Origin of the sequence: Hansschlegelia sp. KR7-227, assembly GCF_049446035.1 — a bacterium.
Lineage (GTDB): Bacteria > Pseudomonadota > Alphaproteobacteria > Rhizobiales > Methylopilaceae > Methylopila.
In genome coordinates this window covers 2,964,888-2,979,943 of record NZ_JBMSEA010000001.1, presented here as the reverse complement: position 1 = coordinate 2,979,943, position 15,056 = coordinate 2,964,888, and the positions used below count along the sequence as shown (strand labels likewise).

Sequence of the window (15,056 nt, the reverse complement as noted above, 5' to 3'; positions counted from 1 at the left end):
CGGGGCATGGCGGTCATAACGGAGCTCGCGAAGCCTCTCGCCGACGGCCCGGAGCCCGCCGTCGTCGACGCGCTGGAGCTGACGTCGGAGGAGCGCGCCAGCCCGCATTTCTCGGCCCGGACGCTGGGCGGCCGGCAGGTCCGGGTGTCCCTGCCGCGCGGGACCGAGCTGCAGGACGGCGACGTGTTGTTGCGCGAGGGCGCGCTCGCGGTGGTCGTGCGCGCCGCCGCCGAGAAGTTGCTCTGGCTGACGCCGCGCGGGAACGACGTCGAGTGGCGCGCCGCCTGCTACCAGCTCGGAAACCTCCACCGGCCCGCCCGTTTCCTCGCGGAGGGGATTCTCACCCCGCGCGATCCCATGGTGCTCCAGATGCTGCGCGGCCTCGACGTCGCGGTCGAGGAGGTGACGCGGCCCTTCGTCGGCCGTCGCTTCGGGGCGGCGGGGGCGCACCATCATCACGACACCGACCACGGCCATCATCCCCATGATCACGGCGACCATCAGCACGGCCATGGCGAAGCGGCCGACGGCCACGGATAAGTCCGCAGCCTCGGCGTTTCGTCCGCGCGGCAATGGCGGCGACCAGCTGCTCGCGCTGCTGCAGCTGACCAACGCCTCGTTTCCGACCGGCGCCTTCACCCATTCCTGCGGCTTCGAAACCTGGATCTTCTCCGGCGCCGTCGCGGACGCGGCCGAGGCCGAGCGCCGCTGCCGCGACTGGCTGCGCTTCGGGCTCGCGACCTGCGACGCGGTCGCGGTCGCCGGCAGCTACCGCGCCGCCCTCGACGGCGACGTGGAGACGCTGGCCGCGCTCGACGCCGGGCTCGACGCGCTGAAGCTCGCCCGCGAGACGCGCGCGGCCTCCGTCATGACCGGAAAGGCGCTGCTCGCCGCGGGCCGCGACATCTTCGAGCTCGAGGGCATGCGCCGCTATCAGGCGATGATGGAGGACGGACGCTGCGCCGGCCACCACGCCGTCGTCTACGGGATCGCCGGCGCCGGCCTTGCGCTCGGCGAGGCCGAGACGGTGACGAGCTATCTCTGGAGCGGGTTCTCCAATCTCGTGGCGGTCACGCAGCGGCTCGTGCCGCTCGGCCAGGTCGACGCGCAGCGCATGATCGCGGCGGCAGGCCCGCTGATCGACGAATGCGCCGCGATCGCGCGCGCGCGGCCGCCGGAGCGCATGTGCTCGACCTACGCCGCGCTCGACGCCGCCGCGATGCGCCACGAGCGGCTGCCCACCCGTCTGTGCATTTCCTGACGCCTCACCCCAGTAGAAGGAGTTCGATGATGCGAAAGCCCATCCGGATCGGCATCGGCGGCCCCGTAGGCTCGGGGAAGACGGCGCTGCTCGTCCAGCTCTGCCGGGCGATGGGCCCGCGCCTCTCGATCGCGGTCATCACCAACGACATCTTCACCCGCGAGGACGCGGAGTTCGTGGCGAAGAGCGGCGCGATCGATCCGTCGCGCGTCGTCGGCGTCGAGACCGGCGGCTGCCCGCACACGGCGATCCGCGAGGACGTCTCGATGAACATGGTCGCGGTCGACACGCTGACGAAGCGCTTCCCCGACCTCGACGTCATTTTCATCGAGAGCGGCGGCGACAACCTCGCCGCGACCTTCAGCCCCGAGCTCGCCGACAGCCACATCTACGTCATCGACGTCGGCGAGGGCGAGAAGATCCCGCGCAAAGGTGGCCCCGGCATCACGCGCTCGCCGCTGCTGATCATCAACAAGATCGACATCGCGCAATATGTCGGCTCCGACCTCGGCGTGATGGACCGCGACGCCAAGCGCATGCGGCCGGGCAAGCCCTATTTCTTCACCGACATGAAGAGCGGCAAGGGACTCGACGAGGTCGTCGGCTGGATCGAGCGCGACGTGCTGTTCGAGGAGGCCGCCTGACATGGACGTCGTCCTGCCCCAGCCCGACTGGATCGTCGGCAAGCACGCGCTGATGAACCTGCACGCGGTCCGCCGCAACGGCCGCACCGAGGTCGACCCGAAGTCCTGGCGCATCCCCTATCAGTGGCAGGGCTGCCACTATCAGGATCATGACGACCAGCCCTTCCTGCTGCTGATCAACAGCGGCGGCGGCTTCGTCGAGGGCGACGCGGCGGAGCTGCACGCCACGCTCGAGCCGGACACGCGCACGCTGATCACGACCACGGCTGCGAGCAAGTTCTACAAATGTCCGGACGGCGCGACCTCGCGCGAGCTCGTCACCCTCAAGGTCGGCGCCGGCGCGCTGCTGGAGTACTGCCCGGACGAGTCGATCCCCTTCGCCCGCTCGCGCGTCGAGCGCCGCACGCGGATCGAGCTGCAGCCGACGTCGCGGCTGTTCGCGACCGACGTCGTCGCCGCCGGCCGCATCCATTACGGGGCGGGCGAGGCTTTCGCCTTCGACGATCTGTTCTCGGAATTCGAGGTGCTGGTCGCGGGCCGACCGGTCCTGACGGACCGGCTGATCTGCGAGGGCGAGGAGGTCGGCGCGCTGCGCAGGCTGTGGGACGGCGCGACGCATTCGGCGACCGTCATCCTGCACGCGCCCGGCCTTGCGGACGGGCTCGAGGCGGAGATCGAGGAGCGGCTCGGCGGGGACGGCGTCACCGCGAGCGGGGCGACCCGCAACGGCGACGCCATCGTCTGCCGCATCCTCGCCGCGGAGGCCTGGGCGTGCCACGAGGCGATCTTCCGCGCCTGGCAGGTCGCCCGCCCCGCGATCGCCGGCAAGGCGGCGCGCGCAATCCGGAAGTGCTGAGCCCCAGCCGTGATGCCCGCCTTCATGCGGGTGACGGTTTGGGCGACATATCCTCGACCGTCATCCCGGGCCTGTCCCGGGATCCATTCCCGCCGCCGGCGCCAAGCCCTTCGACACGCGGAGGAAATGGGTTCCGGGACAAGCCCGGAACGACGGCTGCGGGAGCGAACGCCGCCCCGCGAGGCGATCCGCGGCTCCCGCGCAGGTGGCTCGAAATATCCTCGCCGTCATCCCGGGCCTGTCCCGGGATCCATTCCCGCCGCCGGCGCCAAGCCCTTCGACATGCGGAGGAAATGGGTTCCAAGACAAGCCCGCAACGACGGCTGCGGCGGGAGTGCGAACGCCTCCCGGGGCGAGGCCCGCGCTCCTTTTCGAGCTGCGCTCTATTGCGACGCGATCCTGGTGCCGTTTCCTGAAAGATGGCTGTACATCCCGCGGCCTCCAGCTGCCCGATCTGGGCGGCGAGGGTCTGGCCTGACGTACTGACGCGGGCATAACCAATCATGCCCACATTTGCACCGGACTTTTGCGCCGCCCAGCCGATTGCAGAGATTGACCTAAAAATGCGGTGCATCAATTTAAGATTGTTGCACCGCTTACTGCTCAGGCAACACAAATACCTTCTACCTCAACCTTGCGGAAAAGATGCGGGGTTGCCGTGGCGCTGTCTGGATAGGCTCCAAGCTGCGCTTGAAACTCGGGATTGCTGAACGCAGCACGAAAGTGCGCGACCGACTGCCAGACGGCGTAATTCAAAAACACTCCGCTCCCAGCAATCCCCCTGTGAAGCTGGGTCGAGATAAAGCCCGCCTGCCGCTTCATTATGGCAGCGTCACTGGTCCATGCCGCAAGCAGCTTGTCGGCATCCTCTGGGGGAACGACAAACGTATTTATCAAGACTACAGGCCCGCCGCCCTCCTCGCCCATTTGAGCTGCGATCGTTACGGCGGGGTCCATTTCTAGGAACTTGGGCATGTATTAGTCCTTTCTGGTTACCGAGTGGAGACAGGCCGACGCTTAAACCGGCCAGTCATTTTGAAGCCGTCCCGCATATTGAGGCCGAGCAGGGTGAGGTTCGCCGCCCCTGCGAACAGTTCGAGCGCCTGCACCCCATAGAACGCTGTGTCGAACTCCCCCGCTTTAGCCTTGAAGGCAAGGAACAGCGCGGACGGGATCAAGACCAACACCCCAATAGCAGCAATAAAAGGCATGCGTTTTAGCTTGGCGCCAATCAGCCCACCTTTACGGCCTTTTGCCAGTGAGAAGCCCGTGCCGCCCGCTGCGGCGAGAGCGGGAACGAGAAGCAGGAATCCCCAAGGAATCGCCGTTTTGACGGTGGCGACCGCCTCATACGAGCCGCTTAATTCGCTGAAAGCGGTCGAGAGCCAGAAGGTGGCAATCGTCAGGATCGCAACCGCGCCCGCAATGGGATGGATCAGCTTTTTCATGGCCGGGCCGCCTTGGCTGGAGTAGTGTCACCAAGAACCATAAATGACATCATGATGTCAATATGGGTGTAGGATGACAATATGGCAAGACCGACCGGGAGGCCGAAAGCCGAAGCGTTGACGGAACTGCTCCTGACCATGTTTCGAGCGAACAATCTGACGCTCGCATGGGGCGACCGCCTTGTGTCGCCGCTTGGCCTCACCAGTGCCCGTTGGCAGATTTTAGGGGCGATCGTTCAGGCCGACCGGCCGCAGCCTGTGGCATGGCTGGCGCGTGATCTGGGTGCAAACCGCCAGAACGTGCAGCGCATCGTCAATGACCTGATGGGCGACGGGCTCGTGGCCTTCGAGCCGAATCCGCACCATAAGCGGGCGCAACTTGTCGTTCTGACTTCCAAAGGGCAGCAAACTTACGAGGCCGCCATTGAGCTCTATAATCCGCTTGTAGAGCTTTTGGCGGAAGGCTTGCCCGCCGACGAGATTGAGGCCGCGCAGCGCGTCCTGTCCGCTCTACGGACTAAGCTCGAAACAATCGCCGCAGACGACGAGTAGTTTCATAATGGAGATTATCCGCTTGATAGTCGCGGACGTGAGTCAGCCGCGCCTGCCAAACCCTCGCCGAGGACGGTAGAAAAGATGTATTCATGGTGGCGGGCGAAGTGCCCTTACGCAATCAACGATTACTGCGCGCCCGTGTGAATTTCTCTTACAAATCCACACGGAATCGTCGATGTCGGCCCCGCTCTAGCCGCCGGCCTCGCGGCGCTTCGCGACCTTCTCCGGCGTCACCTGGCCCGGCTTGCCGCCGAAATGCTGGATGACGTAGTTCGCGACCGCGGCGAGCTCGGCGTCGGTGTAGGCCGCGCCGAATTTCGGCATCCAGGCCGCCTGATGCACGGCGCGGAGGTCCGAGCCCTCCAGCATGACCTGCACGAGGTTCACGCCCTCCGGATCGTTCACCGCCCGTGTGCCGGCGAGCGCGGCGTAAGGGGTCTGCTGGCCCTTGCCGTTCCACTGGTGGCAGCTCGCGCAGGCGCCCTGGAAGATGCGGGCGCCGAGGCCGCCTTCCGCTCCGCTGGGCGCCGCCGCCCATGCGCTCGAGCTCAGCATCGAGTCCGGCGCCTTGGCCACCGTCACGCCGTCGTCGCTGACGCGCGGCTCGACCTTGCGGAGATAGGCGACCATCGCCGCGATGTCCTCCTTCGTCAGGAACTTCGTGCTGTTCGCGATGACTTCGGCCATCGGGCCGGACGCCGCGCCGCGGCCCTCGGCGTGGCCGGTCGCGAGGTAGCTCGCGATCTGCTCGTCGCTCCAGTCGCCGATGCCGACCGTCTTGTCGGGCGTGATGTTGTAAGCGCGCCAGCCGCGGATCTCGGTCCCGGCGAACTCCTTGCCCGACAGCGCGAAGGCGGCGTTGCGCGGCGTGTGGCATTCGCCGCAATGGCCGAGCGCGGTCGCGAGATAGGCGCCGCGGTTCTCGGCCTCGTTCAGCTCCGGATCCGGCCGGAAGCGCTTCTGGTCGAGGAAGGCGACGTTCCAGACCTTCATCGCCCAGCGCTGGTTGAACGGGAAGACGAGGTCGTTCTCCTTCGCCGGCGCGTTCTCCGCGGCGAGGCTGAACAGATAGGCCTTGATCGCGACCGCGTCGTCGCGCGTCAGGCCGGTGTAGGAGGTGTAGGGGAAGGCCGGGTAGAGGTTCGAGCCGTCCTTGGCGACGCCCTTGTGCAGCGCGCGGACGAAGTCGTCGTCGGACCAGTCGCCGATGCCGGTCGCCTTGTCCGGGGTGATGTTCGTCGAATAGAGCACGCCGAAGGGCAGTTTGAACGCCACGCCGCCGGCGAACGGCTTGCCGCCGGGCGTGGTGTGGCAGGCCGCGCAGTCCGCGGCGGCTGTCAGATATTTGCCGCGTTCGACGAGTTCGGGCGTCGGCGTGACGTCGGCGGCCCTGACCTCGCCGTCGCTCGTGACGAAGCGCCAGCCCGCGAAGCCGGCCGCGCCGACGATCACGATGGCGCCGAGCGCCGCGACCAGCTTGAGAAGCGCCTTCATGATCACGCGCCCCCGGCGGGAGCGGCGGCCGAAGCGACGTCACGCGGCGTCGGCGGCGAGGGCTCCCGCTCGGTCAGCGTCTTCTTCTCCGCGTCCTTGTTTTCGATCAGCAGCTTGCGGTCGATCGGGAGCGTGCGGATCCGCACGCCGGTCGCGGCGAAGATCGCGTTCGTCAGCGCCGGCGCCGCGATCGCGGTGCCGACCTCGCCGATGCCGCCAGGCGACTCCGCGGACTTGATCAGCGCGACCTCGATGTGCGGGACCTCGTTGATCCGCATCATGCGGTAGTCGTTGAAGTTGCTCTGCTCGGCCGCGCCGTTGGCGTAAGTGAGGTCGCCGTAGAGCGCCATGGTCCAGCCGAACACCAGGCCGCCCTGGATCTGCGCCTCGACGGTGTTCGGGTTCATCACCAGCCCGCAGTCGACGGCGGCCGAGGCCTTGGTGATCTTCACCTCGCCCTGCGGCGACACCTCGACCTCGACGATCGCGGTCACGAAAGAGCCGAACGGCGCGCCGGTCGCGACGCCGCGGCCCTTGCGGGGGCCGAGCTTTTCGCCCCAGCCGATCGCCTTGGCGGCCGCCTCCAGCGTGCCGAGGGCGCGCGGGTTCTTCGCGAGCAGCTTGCGGCGATAGTCGGCCGGGTCCTGCTTCGCCTCATGGGCGAGCTCGTCGAAGAAGCTCTCGACGGTGAACAGGTTGTGCGTCGGCCCGACGCCGCGCCACCAGCCGATCGGCAGCGCCTCCGGCATCTGGAAGGGCGCCCATTCCACCTTGGTGTTCGGCACGTGATAGACGAGCTCGGCCGCGCATTCCGTGGTGTCGGAGTCGAAGCCGTCCTTGCGCAGGATGACCGGCGCCCAGCGCGCCGCGACGGAAGCCCCCGTCACCTTGTCGGTGAAGACGATCGGCAGGCCGTCGTCGCCGAGCGTCGCCGACATCCGGTCGAGATAGGCCGGCCGCGGCACGTCGTGCTGCATGTCCTCCTCGCGCGTCCAGACCAGCTTGAGCGGGTAGGGGACCTGCTTTGCGAACTTCACGGCCGTCTCGATCGAATCCGTCTCGAGCCTGCGGCCGAAGCCGCCGCCGAGATAGTGGTTGTGGAGGATGACCTGGTCCTCGCGCAGGCCCGTGATCTTGGCCGCGACCGCCACCGCGCGGGTCGGCACCTGCGTGCCGACCCAGATCTCGCAGGCGTCGGGACGGACATGGACGATCGCGTTGAGCGGCTCCATGGCGGCGTGCGCCAGCATGGGCATCCTGTAGATCGCCTCGACCTTCTTCCCCGGCTTGCCGACGTCGCCCTCGGCCGAGGCGACCAGCGTCTTGCCGGTGAGCGAGGTCTCGTCCATCGCCTTGAACAGGCTTTCGGTCGAGAAGTCGGCGTGGGGGCCTGCGTCCCACTCCACGGCGAGCGCCTCGAGCCCCGTCTTGGCGGCCCAGAAATGCGCGCCCGACACCGCGACGCCGCCGTCGATCCGGATGACGTCCCTGACGCCGGCGACCTTCTTCGCCGCGGCCTCGTCGAGCGTCTTCACCGCGCCGCCGACATGCGGGCAGAGCGCGAGCGTCGCCACTTGCATGCCCGGCACGGAGACGTCGATGCCGAAGGGCATGCGGCCGTCGACCTTCTCGGCGGTGTCGACGCGCCGGAACGGCGTGCCGAGCAGCTTGAAGTCCTTCGGGTCCTTGAGCGCGACCTTGCCCGGCGGCGTCTGCTTCGCGGCGGCTTCGGCGAGCTCGTTGTAGGTGGCGGAGCGGCCGCTTTCCGCGTGCGTGACGACGCCCTTCTCCGCTTTGCAGCTCGCGGGATCGACGCCCCATTGCTCGGCGGCGGCGCCGACGAGCATGGTCCGGGCGGCCGCGCCGACCTCGCGCAGGCCCGTGTAGAAGGCGCGCACGCTGGTCGAGCCGCCGGTGATCTGCGACTTGAAGATCGGCGTCTGGTAGAGCTCCTCCACCGGCGGCGCGTGCTCGACGACGACCTGGCCCAGCCCGACCTCGAGCTCTTCGGCGATCAGCGCGGCCTCGGTCGAATAGATGCCCTGACCCATCTCGACGTTCGGGATGACGAGGCGAACCGGGCCCTCCTTGTCGATGCGAATGAAGGCGTTCGGCGCGAAAGCGGGGTTTCCGTCCTTCGCCGCGGCCGCGGCCTCGAGCTTGGCGAGGGGGGAGGCGTCCTGCGCCTTCGCGGCGCCGGCGCCGAACAGGAAGGCGAGGGTGAAGCCGCCGCCGGTCTGCAGCACGGCGCGGCGGGAGGGAGCGAAGGCGCTCATCGCACGACCTCCCCGGCGGGCGCGTTCGGGATGGTCTGCATCGCGACCTTCTCGCCGGTCGCGGCCTGCTTGATCGCCTGCCGGATGCGGACATAGGTGCCGCAGCGGCAGATGTTGCCCGCCATCGCCTCGTCGATCTGCGTGTCGGTCGGGTTCGGCGTGTGCGCGAGCAGCGCCGCCGCGCTCATGATCTGGCCGGACTGGCAGTAGCCGCACTGCACGACCTCGATGTCGAGCCAGGCGCCCTGCACCTTCCGGCCGACCTCCGTCTGGCCGAGCGCCTCGATGGTGACGACCTTCGCGCCGTCCAGCGATCCGACGGGGAGCACGCAGGAGCGCACCGCCTGGCCGTCGACATGCACCGTGCAGGCCCCGCATTGCGCGATCCCGCAGCCGAATTTGGTGCCGTTCATGCCGAGCAGGTCGCGCAGCGCCCACAGCAGCGGCATGTCCTCGGGCGCGTCGACCTGCCGGTCCTCGCCATTGACGTTGATGGAGATCATGGTCCGAAGCGCTCCCGCTTTCGGGGCGCCCGCCGGACGCGCCCAAATCGAAGACGCGCCGCTTGCCGGGCTCGCGACGGCCAGACTTTCTCAAAGCCCGGCCGGTCCGGCCCCTGCGCCGCGACGCGCCCCGCGCGGCCCCTCAACGGGGCCGACAGGCCGGCGACGCGCGTCGCCACGCCTTACGCGGTGTCATGCGCCACCTTAGAACCAGACAAACTCGAAGCGCATCATGCAATTCTGCAAGGCAGCCGGCTGCCCGGCGGCCTCTTGACCGCGCTTCCGCGGCCCGCCGCCGCGTCCGGGCATTTGATGCGCCCGGCGTCCGGGTGCATGACCCTTCCCGCTCAGGACGACCCGTTGGGGAGAGACCGCCATGACCGAACCCTTGCCCGCCTACAAATCGGTCGGGGAGCGCCGCTTCCGCGAGATCTCCGGTCTCTATTGGGAGGATTTCGAGCCCGGCGACGTCTATGAGCACCGGCCGGGGCGCACGTTGCTCGACGTCGACAATGTCTGGTTCACGCTGCTCACGATGAACACGCAGCCGGTCCATTTCGACGCCGCCTACGCCGACAAGACGGAGTGGCGGAAGCTCCTGGTCGACTCGACCTTCACGCTCGCGCTGCTGACGGGGATGAGCGTGCGCACCGTCTCCGCCAAGGTCGTCGCCAATCTCGGCTGGGACAAGGTCCGAGCGACCGCGCCGGTGTTCGCCGGCGACACGCTCTATGCGGAGAGCACGGTGCTCTCGAAACGGGAATCGAAGAGCCGCCCGACGCAGGGGATCGTGACGGTCTCGACGCGCGGGGTGAACCAGGACGGCGTCGAGGTCATGAGCTTCGAGCGCACCATGCTGGTCTACCGCCGCGGCCACTCTCCCGAAGACGCCGCGGGATATTGAGGCGAGCGTTCAGTCCCGCGGCCACGGCGTCTCCGGCACGGGGGTGACGGGGCCCCGGCCGTCGAACCACGATTCCACGTTCCGCATCGCGAGGTCGGCCATCGCTGCGCGGGTGACATGGGTGCCGGAGCCGACATGGGGCAGCAGCACGACGTTCCCCATCTGGATCAGCTCCGCCGGGACGTCCGGCTCCTGCGCGAACACGTCGAGGCCGGCAGCCGCGATCGTCCCGGTCTTGAGCGCCGCGATCAGCGCCGGTTCGTCGACCACCGAGCCGCGCGCGACGTTGATCAGCACGCCTCGCGGACCGAGCGCCTGCAACACTCCGGCGTCGATCACGCCGCGCGTCGCCGGTCCTCCGGGAAGGATCACGATCAGCACGTCGACCGCCGCCGCGAGCGCGGTCAGATCGGGAAAATGCTCGTAGTCGAGGCCCTTCACCTTGCGGCGCGCGTGATAGGCGATCGGCCGTCCGAACGGCTTCAGCCGGGCGGCGATCGCCTGCCCGATGCGGCCCATGCCGACGATCCCGATCGACCGGTCGCGCAGCGAGGCGGTCAGCGGATAGGCTCCCTTTGGCCAGGCCCCGGCGCGCAGAAAGCGGTCGGCCTGCGGCAGTTCGCGGATGGTGGCGAGGGTGAGCCCGACGGTCAGGTCGGCGACCTCGTCGGTCAGCACGTCCGGCGTGTTGGTGACGACGATCCCGCGCGCCTTCGCGGCCGCGACGTCGATCGTGTCGTAGCCGACGGCGAAGGTCGCGATCAGCTCGAGCCTGGGCAGCCGGTCCATCAGCGTAGCGTCCGTCGGCCCGTGGCCACGCGTCGTCATGGCCCGGATCGCCGCGCCATGCTCCGCGATGATGGCGTCAAGCGTCTCGGGCGTCGCCGGCAGCACGGCGAAGCGGCGCGACAGCCGCTCCTCGACGCCCGGCATGAACGGTCCGAGGCACAGCACGGGTTCGGGTTCGCTGGACGGCATCGGCCTATCGATCTTCGGTAAGTTTCACGAGCCGCATGCCATCTTTGTGCGGCCAATGCCCAGTCGCGGTTGGAGCAGGATTCACCGCTTTGCGGCGCAGGTGGCCACAACTTTGTTGTCGGGATCTGCCCCTTGAACCTTCGTTGTGAACGCTCGGGCCGCGGCAAGGCATGCGTTTCGAGTCTCGAATTCTACGGTCGTCACGGCGAGGCTCTGGTATCCGCTTATCAATATGATCAGAACGTAGATCGCCACAGGTTGATCCTCCGTCGTGTCGCGGGGCACCCTACCATCGCCACCAATCGGCAACATCCGTAATGCCGCGGTCGCGCGAGGGGGGCTACGTTCAGCCTTCGCCATCGACGGCCTAACGAGCGGTCCGCGTAACGTCGCAGGCCAGCCCCAACGAGAGGCGGCCGAAAGGCCGAACGCCCATGCGTCGTCTACGCCGCGCCAAGATCGTCGCGACCGTCGGTCCCGCGAGCTCGTCGCCCCAGATGCTGAAGGCGCTGTTCGAGGCGGGCGTCGACACGTTCCGCCTGAACTTCAGCCACGGCGTGCAGGAGGACCACGCCCGGGTCCACGCCGCGATCCGGGCGCTCGAGGCCGAGACCGGCCGCCCGATCGGCATTCTGCAGGACCTGCAGGGCCCCAAGATCCGCGTCGGCGTCGTGAGAGACGGCGGGCTCGTGGTGGCGCCGGGCGACAAGATCGCCTTCACGCTCAATGGCGGCTCCGGCGAGAAGGACCAGATCCCGCTGCGGCATCCGGAGATCTTCGCGGCCGTCGAGCCCGGCCACCAGTTGCTGATCGACGACGGCCGGGTGCGGGTGCGCGTGACCTCGCCCGGCGCTGAACGGATCGAGGCCGAAGTGCTGGTCGGCGGCGTGATCTCGAACCGCAAGGGCGTCAACCTGCCGGGCACGGTGCTCGATTTGTCGCCGCTGACGGAGAAGGACCGCGCCGACCTCGCCTTCGGGCTGGAGCTCGGCGTCGACTGGGTCGCCCTGTCCTTCGTGCAGCGGGCGTCCGACGTGCTGGAGGCGCGCGGCCTCATCGGCGACCGCGCCGGCGTCATGTCGAAGATCGAGAAGCCGGCCGCGCTCGACCACATCGAGGAGATCATCCGCCTGTCCGACGCCATCATGGTCGCGCGCGGCGATCTCGGCGTCGAGATCCCGCATGAGGACGTGCCCGGCCGCCAGAAGGAGCTGATCCGCGCCTGCCGGCTCGCCGTGAAGCCGGTGATCGTCGCGACCCAGATGCTCGATTCGATGGTCGCCGCCCCGACGCCCACCCGTGCCGAGGCCTCCGACGTCGCCACCGCGATCTATGACGGCGCGGACGCCGTGATGCTCTCCGCGGAATCCGCGACCGGCGCCTATCCGCGCGAGACCGTCGAGATGATGGCGCGCATCATCAGCTCCACCGAGCGCCACAAGCTCTACCCGCAGATCATCAAGGCGACGGAGCCCGACGTCGAAACCACCCCGCCGCACGCGGTGGCCGCCGCCGCGGCCGATCTCGCCGAGGCGATCGGGGCGCCCGCGATCGTCGCCTTCACCTCGAGCGGCACAACCGCTGCGCGCATCGCGCGCAAGCGGCCGCCGATCCCGATCCTCGCCATGACGACCGAGGTCGCGACGGCGCGCCGCCTCAGCCTGCTCTGGGGCGCCCACAGCGTGCTGTCCGACGTGGTCAGGACCTATGACGACATGGTCGAAAAGGCGGGCGCCTGCGCGATCGCGGAAGGCTTCGCGAAACGGGCCGACCTCATCGTCGTGGTCTGCGGCATTCCCTTCGCGGTCGCCGGCACGACGAACAATCTGCGCGTGGTCCAGCTCTGACGCCCCGAATCGTGGTTATTTTTTCGTTAACGCCGCCCGCATACGTAGAATCGCGGATGACGGAAAGCGGCCGTTTTGCTTGCTTGCCGACTTGACGCTCGTCACGCCCGATCCCCTGGATGCGGCCGCGACGGGCGCGTGAGGGTCGGTCATGGACAAGCTCGTCGAAATCAGCGCGCAGGCCGTCGGCGGCGAGGACGCGCTGCGCACCCTTCGCGCCGCGGCGAGCCAGGGCGCGCTGTCCTTCGCCATCGCAGCCCTCGTCGCCGCGCCCCTCGTGGTCGTCGCGCTCGTGGGGCTCGGGCTGCGCTGACGGCGCAGGCGAAACCAGCCGCGCGGACAGATCAGCTAAGGCGTTCAGGGCTGACCGGACCGGTCGTACTTTGGTCGTGAGCCCGGAACTCTTTCCCAGGTCCGGCGGTTCGCTCCTCACCTGAAGCAAGCCGCGTCCGCAGACCCCCGGTTCGACCGGAGCGTCCGCCGCGCGAGCGACTGAGGAGCGATAAACCGTGCATCCGCTTGTTGGTACGCCGTTCGCGTTCTGGATGACCCAGATGATGTGCTGGAACGCCATGTTCCTGCAGCCCGCCCCGCGCCGATCGCAGCCCCGGTCGTAAGCGCCCTCCCGCCGCGAAGACCGTCATCCGAACTCGGACGGCTCCGCCGGCGCGCTTTCAGCTCAGATCACGCCTTGGCTTGCGCCGGCGATCCCGTTGCCCGGCGCTGTTCATCGCGCGGCGCCGGAACCGGCGGCGCGCGGGGACGTTTCACGCGAGGCGGACGGCATACGCCGCACCTGATCCGGAAAGGACACCGACATGGTCGACCGTTCGCGGGCGAACGCCCGATCGCTGGTCGCGCGCGCGGATTGCGCCGCCACGCTGCGTCTGGCCGCCGTCTGGGGCTTCGGGCTCTGGATCGCCGCGACGCTTCTCGCGGCGTGACGCGGCCTCCTCCCCGCCCGGTCCCCCGCGGTTCGGAGCAGCCGGGCGCGGCTCACGGGATAAGCGCCGCCATCCCGACGGCGTGACGCGCGGCCCGCAAGCCGCCGGAAGCAGGGAGAGTGACATGTCGATGATGCGCGCAATCGGCATCCCGTCGCTGGCGACGCTAGCGCTCGTCGCGGCCCTTGGCGCGGCCTCCGCGCAGAGCGGCGGCGGATCGGGCGGAAGCTCGTCCGGCGGGTCGGCGGGCGGCGGCTCGGGGACGAGCGGGTCCTCGGTCGGCGCAGGCGGGTCCGGCTCCGCGGCCGGCATGCCCTCGGTCTCGCGGTCGTCGCCATCGGTCCGCTCGGACCAGTCGACCGGCGCGTCGTCAGGCGGCGGAACGCACGCCCGCGGCGACACGACCGGCGGCCAGTCGACCGGCACGACGGATTCGGAAGTCCACGGCCGCACCGTTCATTGCCCGGACGGCACGCTCGGAAACACGGCTGCGGGCGGCTGTCTCGGCGGCTCTCCGACGCGCTGACGTCGAGCGGCGGCGGTCCGCGCGCGCAGGGCGCGACGCGGCCCGGCGCTTGACCTAGGCGCCGCGCGGCGCGATGGGACGTCCGCACGTCCCGTCGTCCGCGAGGAGCCGCTCATGTCATTCACGCTGGCCAAGACCGAACGCCTCGCCGCGATCCTGTCTCAGGCGCCCGTCATTCCGGTCCTGACCTTCCATGACGTCAAGACGGGCCTCGCTTGCGCGAAGGCGTTGCGCGACGGCGGGCTGACCGTGCTCGAAGTCACCATGCGCACCCGCCAGGCGCTCGAGGCGCTGAAGGCGATCGTCGACGAGGTCGACGGCGTCACCGTCGGCGCTGGCACCGTGCTCGAGCCCGAGCATGTCCAGGACGCGATCGTCGCCGGCGCGGCCTTCCTCGTCAGTCCCGGCTCGAGCTCCCGGCTGATGGCCGCGGGCAGCGAGGCGCCGATTCCCTACCTTCCCGGCGTATCCACCGTCTCGGAGGCGATGCAGCTCGCCGAGCGCGGCGCGACCTTCGCCAAGTTCTTTCCCGCAGGGCCCGCCGGCGGGCCGGCTTTCCTGAAATCGCTCGTCGCGCCGCTGCCGGGCCTGCATTTCTGCCCCACCGGGGGCATCGACCTGAAAAACGCGCCCGACTATCTCGCGCTCCGCAACGTGGTCTGCGTCGGCGGCTCATGGGTGACGCCGGAGGCCGCACTCGAGGCGGGGGACTGGGCGAAGGTCACGGCGCTCGCCAAGGAAGCCTCCGGACTGAAGGCGCGGCCCGGCGCCTGATCTTGCAGCAGCCCTGCTTCGGCACTACGTCCGGCGTCGTCCCATT

General features: G+C 68.9%; 18 protein-coding genes. 11 read left to right on the top strand and 7 right to left on the bottom strand.

The genetic code is table 11. The features are described from left to right. Positions 1–6: 6 nt before the first annotated feature. The 4 genes from ACO2RJ_RS13955 to ACO2RJ_RS13940 are packed head-to-tail and all read left to right on the top strand — an operon-like array spanning position 7 to position 2,761. On the top strand, positions 7–540 hold the full coding sequence (locus ACO2RJ_RS13955; protein ID WP_423268606.1) for a hypothetical protein: 534 nt from the start codon (positions 7–9) through the stop codon (positions 538–540). Then, positions 485–1,261 (top strand): urease accessory protein UreF, encoded by a 777-nt coding sequence (locus ACO2RJ_RS13950; RefSeq protein WP_423268605.1) that lies wholly within the window; start codon positions 485–487, stop codon positions 1,259–1,261. Before ACO2RJ_RS13955 ends, ACO2RJ_RS13950 begins: the two co-directional genes overlap by 56 nt. A gap of 29 nt (positions 1,262–1,290) precedes the next feature. Then, positions 1,291–1,905: an urease accessory protein UreG gene (gene ureG, locus ACO2RJ_RS13945; RefSeq protein ID WP_423268984.1), complete on the top strand. Its 615-nt coding sequence runs from the start codon at positions 1,291–1,293 to the stop codon at positions 1,903–1,905. A gap of 1 nt (position 1,906) precedes the next feature. Beyond that, positions 1,907–2,761 (top strand): urease accessory protein UreD, encoded by an 855-nt coding sequence (locus ACO2RJ_RS13940; RefSeq protein WP_423268604.1) that lies wholly within the window; start codon positions 1,907–1,909, stop codon positions 2,759–2,761. 22 nt (positions 2,762–2,783) lie between these two features. Here ACO2RJ_RS13940 and ACO2RJ_RS13935 read toward each other — a convergent pair whose 3' ends face one another. The 3 genes from ACO2RJ_RS13935 to ACO2RJ_RS13925 form a co-directional block, all read right to left on the bottom strand. Continuing rightward, positions 2,784–3,266, bottom strand: a complete 483-nt coding sequence (locus tag ACO2RJ_RS13935) for a recombinase family protein (protein WP_423268983.1) — start codon at positions 3,264–3,266, stop codon at positions 2,784–2,786. A gap of 98 nt (positions 3,267–3,364) precedes the next feature. Continuing rightward, positions 3,365–3,736, bottom strand: a complete 372-nt coding sequence (locus tag ACO2RJ_RS13930) for an antibiotic biosynthesis monooxygenase family protein (RefSeq protein ID WP_423268603.1) — start codon at positions 3,734–3,736, stop codon at positions 3,365–3,367. A gap of 17 nt (positions 3,737–3,753) precedes the next feature. Continuing rightward, on the bottom strand, positions 3,754–4,209 hold the full coding sequence (locus ACO2RJ_RS13925) for a hypothetical protein (RefSeq protein WP_423268602.1): 456 nt from the start codon (positions 4,207–4,209) through the stop codon (positions 3,754–3,756). Between the two features lie 81 nt (positions 4,210–4,290). On the opposite strand from ACO2RJ_RS13925, the gene ACO2RJ_RS13920 reads away from it, so the two are divergent. Then, entirely contained in the window at positions 4,291–4,761 is a 471-nt protein-coding gene (locus ACO2RJ_RS13920; protein WP_423268601.1) for a MarR family winged helix-turn-helix transcriptional regulator, read from the top strand. Positions 4,762–4,953: 192 nt separating this feature from the next. Here ACO2RJ_RS13920 and ACO2RJ_RS13915 read toward each other — a convergent pair whose 3' ends face one another. From ACO2RJ_RS13915 to ACO2RJ_RS13905, 3 genes are read right to left on the bottom strand one after another with little or no spacing between them, the layout of a single operon-like run. Further along, the gene (locus ACO2RJ_RS13915; protein ID WP_423268600.1) at positions 4,954–6,258 is read right to left on the bottom strand and encodes a c-type cytochrome; all 1,305 of its coding nucleotides are present in this window, start codon (positions 6,256–6,258) and stop codon (positions 4,954–4,956) included. A 2-nt stretch (positions 6,259–6,260) separates the two neighbouring features. Then, entirely contained in the window at positions 6,261–8,534 is a 2,274-nt protein-coding gene (locus tag ACO2RJ_RS13910) for a molybdopterin cofactor-binding domain-containing protein (protein WP_423268599.1), read from the bottom strand. Next, entirely contained in the window at positions 8,531–9,037 is a 507-nt protein-coding gene (locus ACO2RJ_RS13905) for a (2Fe-2S)-binding protein (protein ID WP_423268598.1), read from the bottom strand. The genes ACO2RJ_RS13910 and ACO2RJ_RS13905 overlap by 4 nt, the downstream gene beginning before the upstream one ends. Positions 9,038–9,413: 376 nt before the next feature. Between ACO2RJ_RS13905 and ripB the strand changes: the two genes are divergently transcribed. Further along, positions 9,414–9,941, top strand: a complete 528-nt coding sequence (gene ripB, locus ACO2RJ_RS13900) for a (R)-specific enoyl-CoA hydratase RipB/Ich (protein WP_423268597.1) — start codon at positions 9,414–9,416, stop codon at positions 9,939–9,941. A gap of 9 nt (positions 9,942–9,950) precedes the next feature. Here ripB and ACO2RJ_RS13895 read toward each other — a convergent pair whose 3' ends face one another. Further along, positions 9,951–10,919 (bottom strand): 2-hydroxyacid dehydrogenase, encoded by a 969-nt coding sequence (locus tag ACO2RJ_RS13895; protein ID WP_423268596.1) that lies wholly within the window; start codon positions 10,917–10,919, stop codon positions 9,951–9,953. Positions 10,920–11,353: 434 nt separating this feature from the next. Between ACO2RJ_RS13895 and pyk the strand changes: the two genes are divergently transcribed. The 5 genes from pyk to eda all read left to right on the top strand — a co-directional run bounded on the left by pyk (position 11,354) and on the right by eda (position 15,010). Continuing rightward, entirely contained in the window at positions 11,354–12,766 is a 1,413-nt protein-coding gene (gene pyk / locus ACO2RJ_RS13890; protein ID WP_423268595.1) for a pyruvate kinase, read from the top strand. 151 nt (positions 12,767–12,917) lie between these two features. Then, a complete protein-coding gene (locus ACO2RJ_RS13885; RefSeq protein ID WP_423268594.1) occupies positions 12,918–13,079 on the top strand; it encodes a hypothetical protein in 162 nt (53 codons plus the stop codon). Positions 13,080–13,584: 505 nt separating this feature from the next. Next, complete coding sequence (locus tag ACO2RJ_RS13880; RefSeq protein ID WP_423268593.1) at positions 13,585–13,710, top strand: hypothetical protein; 126 nt, start codon at positions 13,585–13,587, stop codon at positions 13,708–13,710. Between the two features lie 124 nt (positions 13,711–13,834). Next, a complete protein-coding gene (locus tag ACO2RJ_RS13875; protein ID WP_423268592.1) occupies positions 13,835–14,236 on the top strand; it encodes a hypothetical protein in 402 nt (133 codons plus the stop codon). A gap of 114 nt (positions 14,237–14,350) precedes the next feature. After that, a complete protein-coding gene (gene eda / locus ACO2RJ_RS13870) occupies positions 14,351–15,010 on the top strand; it encodes a bifunctional 4-hydroxy-2-oxoglutarate aldolase/2-dehydro-3-deoxy-phosphogluconate aldolase (protein ID WP_423268591.1) in 660 nt (219 codons plus the stop codon). Positions 15,011–15,056 lie beyond the last annotated feature (46 nt).

Bases quoted from the DNA above. Each gene is read 5' to 3' on its own strand.
- ripB (WP_423268597.1), top strand. From the start codon at position 9,414: ATGACCGAACCCTTGCCCGCCTACAAATCGGTCGGGGAGCGCCGCTTC.
- ACO2RJ_RS13910 (WP_423268599.1), bottom strand. From the start codon at position 8,534: ATGAGCGCCTTCGCTCCCTCCCGCCGCGCCGTGCTGCAGACCGGCGGC.
- eda (WP_423268591.1), top strand. From the start codon at position 14,351: ATGTCATTCACGCTGGCCAAGACCGAACGCCTCGCCGCGATCCTGTCT.
- ACO2RJ_RS13925 (WP_423268602.1), bottom strand. From the start codon at position 4,209: ATGAAAAAGCTGATCCATCCCATTGCGGGCGCGGTTGCGATCCTGACG.
- pyk (WP_423268595.1), top strand. From the start codon at position 11,354: ATGCGTCGTCTACGCCGCGCCAAGATCGTCGCGACCGTCGGTCCCGCG.
- ACO2RJ_RS13915 (WP_423268600.1), bottom strand. From the start codon at position 6,258: ATGAAGGCGCTTCTCAAGCTGGTCGCGGCGCTCGGCGCCATCGTGATC.
- ACO2RJ_RS13875 (WP_423268592.1), top strand. From the start codon at position 13,835: ATGTCGATGATGCGCGCAATCGGCATCCCGTCGCTGGCGACGCTAGCG.
- ACO2RJ_RS13935 (WP_423268983.1), bottom strand. From the start codon at position 3,266: ATGATTGGTTATGCCCGCGTCAGTACGTCAGGCCAGACCCTCGCCGCC.
- ACO2RJ_RS13885 (WP_423268594.1), top strand. From the start codon at position 12,918: ATGGACAAGCTCGTCGAAATCAGCGCGCAGGCCGTCGGCGGCGAGGAC.
- ACO2RJ_RS13950 (WP_423268605.1), top strand. From the start codon at position 485: ATGATCACGGCGACCATCAGCACGGCCATGGCGAAGCGGCCGACGGCC.
- ACO2RJ_RS13930 (WP_423268603.1), bottom strand. From the start codon at position 3,736: ATGCCCAAGTTCCTAGAAATGGACCCCGCCGTAACGATCGCAGCTCAA.
- ACO2RJ_RS13940 (WP_423268604.1), top strand. From the start codon at position 1,907: ATGGACGTCGTCCTGCCCCAGCCCGACTGGATCGTCGGCAAGCACGCG.
- ACO2RJ_RS13880 (WP_423268593.1), top strand. From the start codon at position 13,585: ATGGTCGACCGTTCGCGGGCGAACGCCCGATCGCTGGTCGCGCGCGCG.
- ureG (WP_423268984.1), top strand. From the start codon at position 1,291: ATGCGAAAGCCCATCCGGATCGGCATCGGCGGCCCCGTAGGCTCGGGG.
- ACO2RJ_RS13895 (WP_423268596.1), bottom strand. From the start codon at position 10,919: ATGCCGTCCAGCGAACCCGAACCCGTGCTGTGCCTCGGACCGTTCATG.
- ACO2RJ_RS13905 (WP_423268598.1), bottom strand. From the start codon at position 9,037: ATGATCTCCATCAACGTCAATGGCGAGGACCGGCAGGTCGACGCGCCC.
- ACO2RJ_RS13920 (WP_423268601.1), top strand. From the start codon at position 4,291: ATGGCAAGACCGACCGGGAGGCCGAAAGCCGAAGCGTTGACGGAACTG.
- ACO2RJ_RS13955 (WP_423268606.1), top strand. From the start codon at position 7: ATGGCGGTCATAACGGAGCTCGCGAAGCCTCTCGCCGACGGCCCGGAG.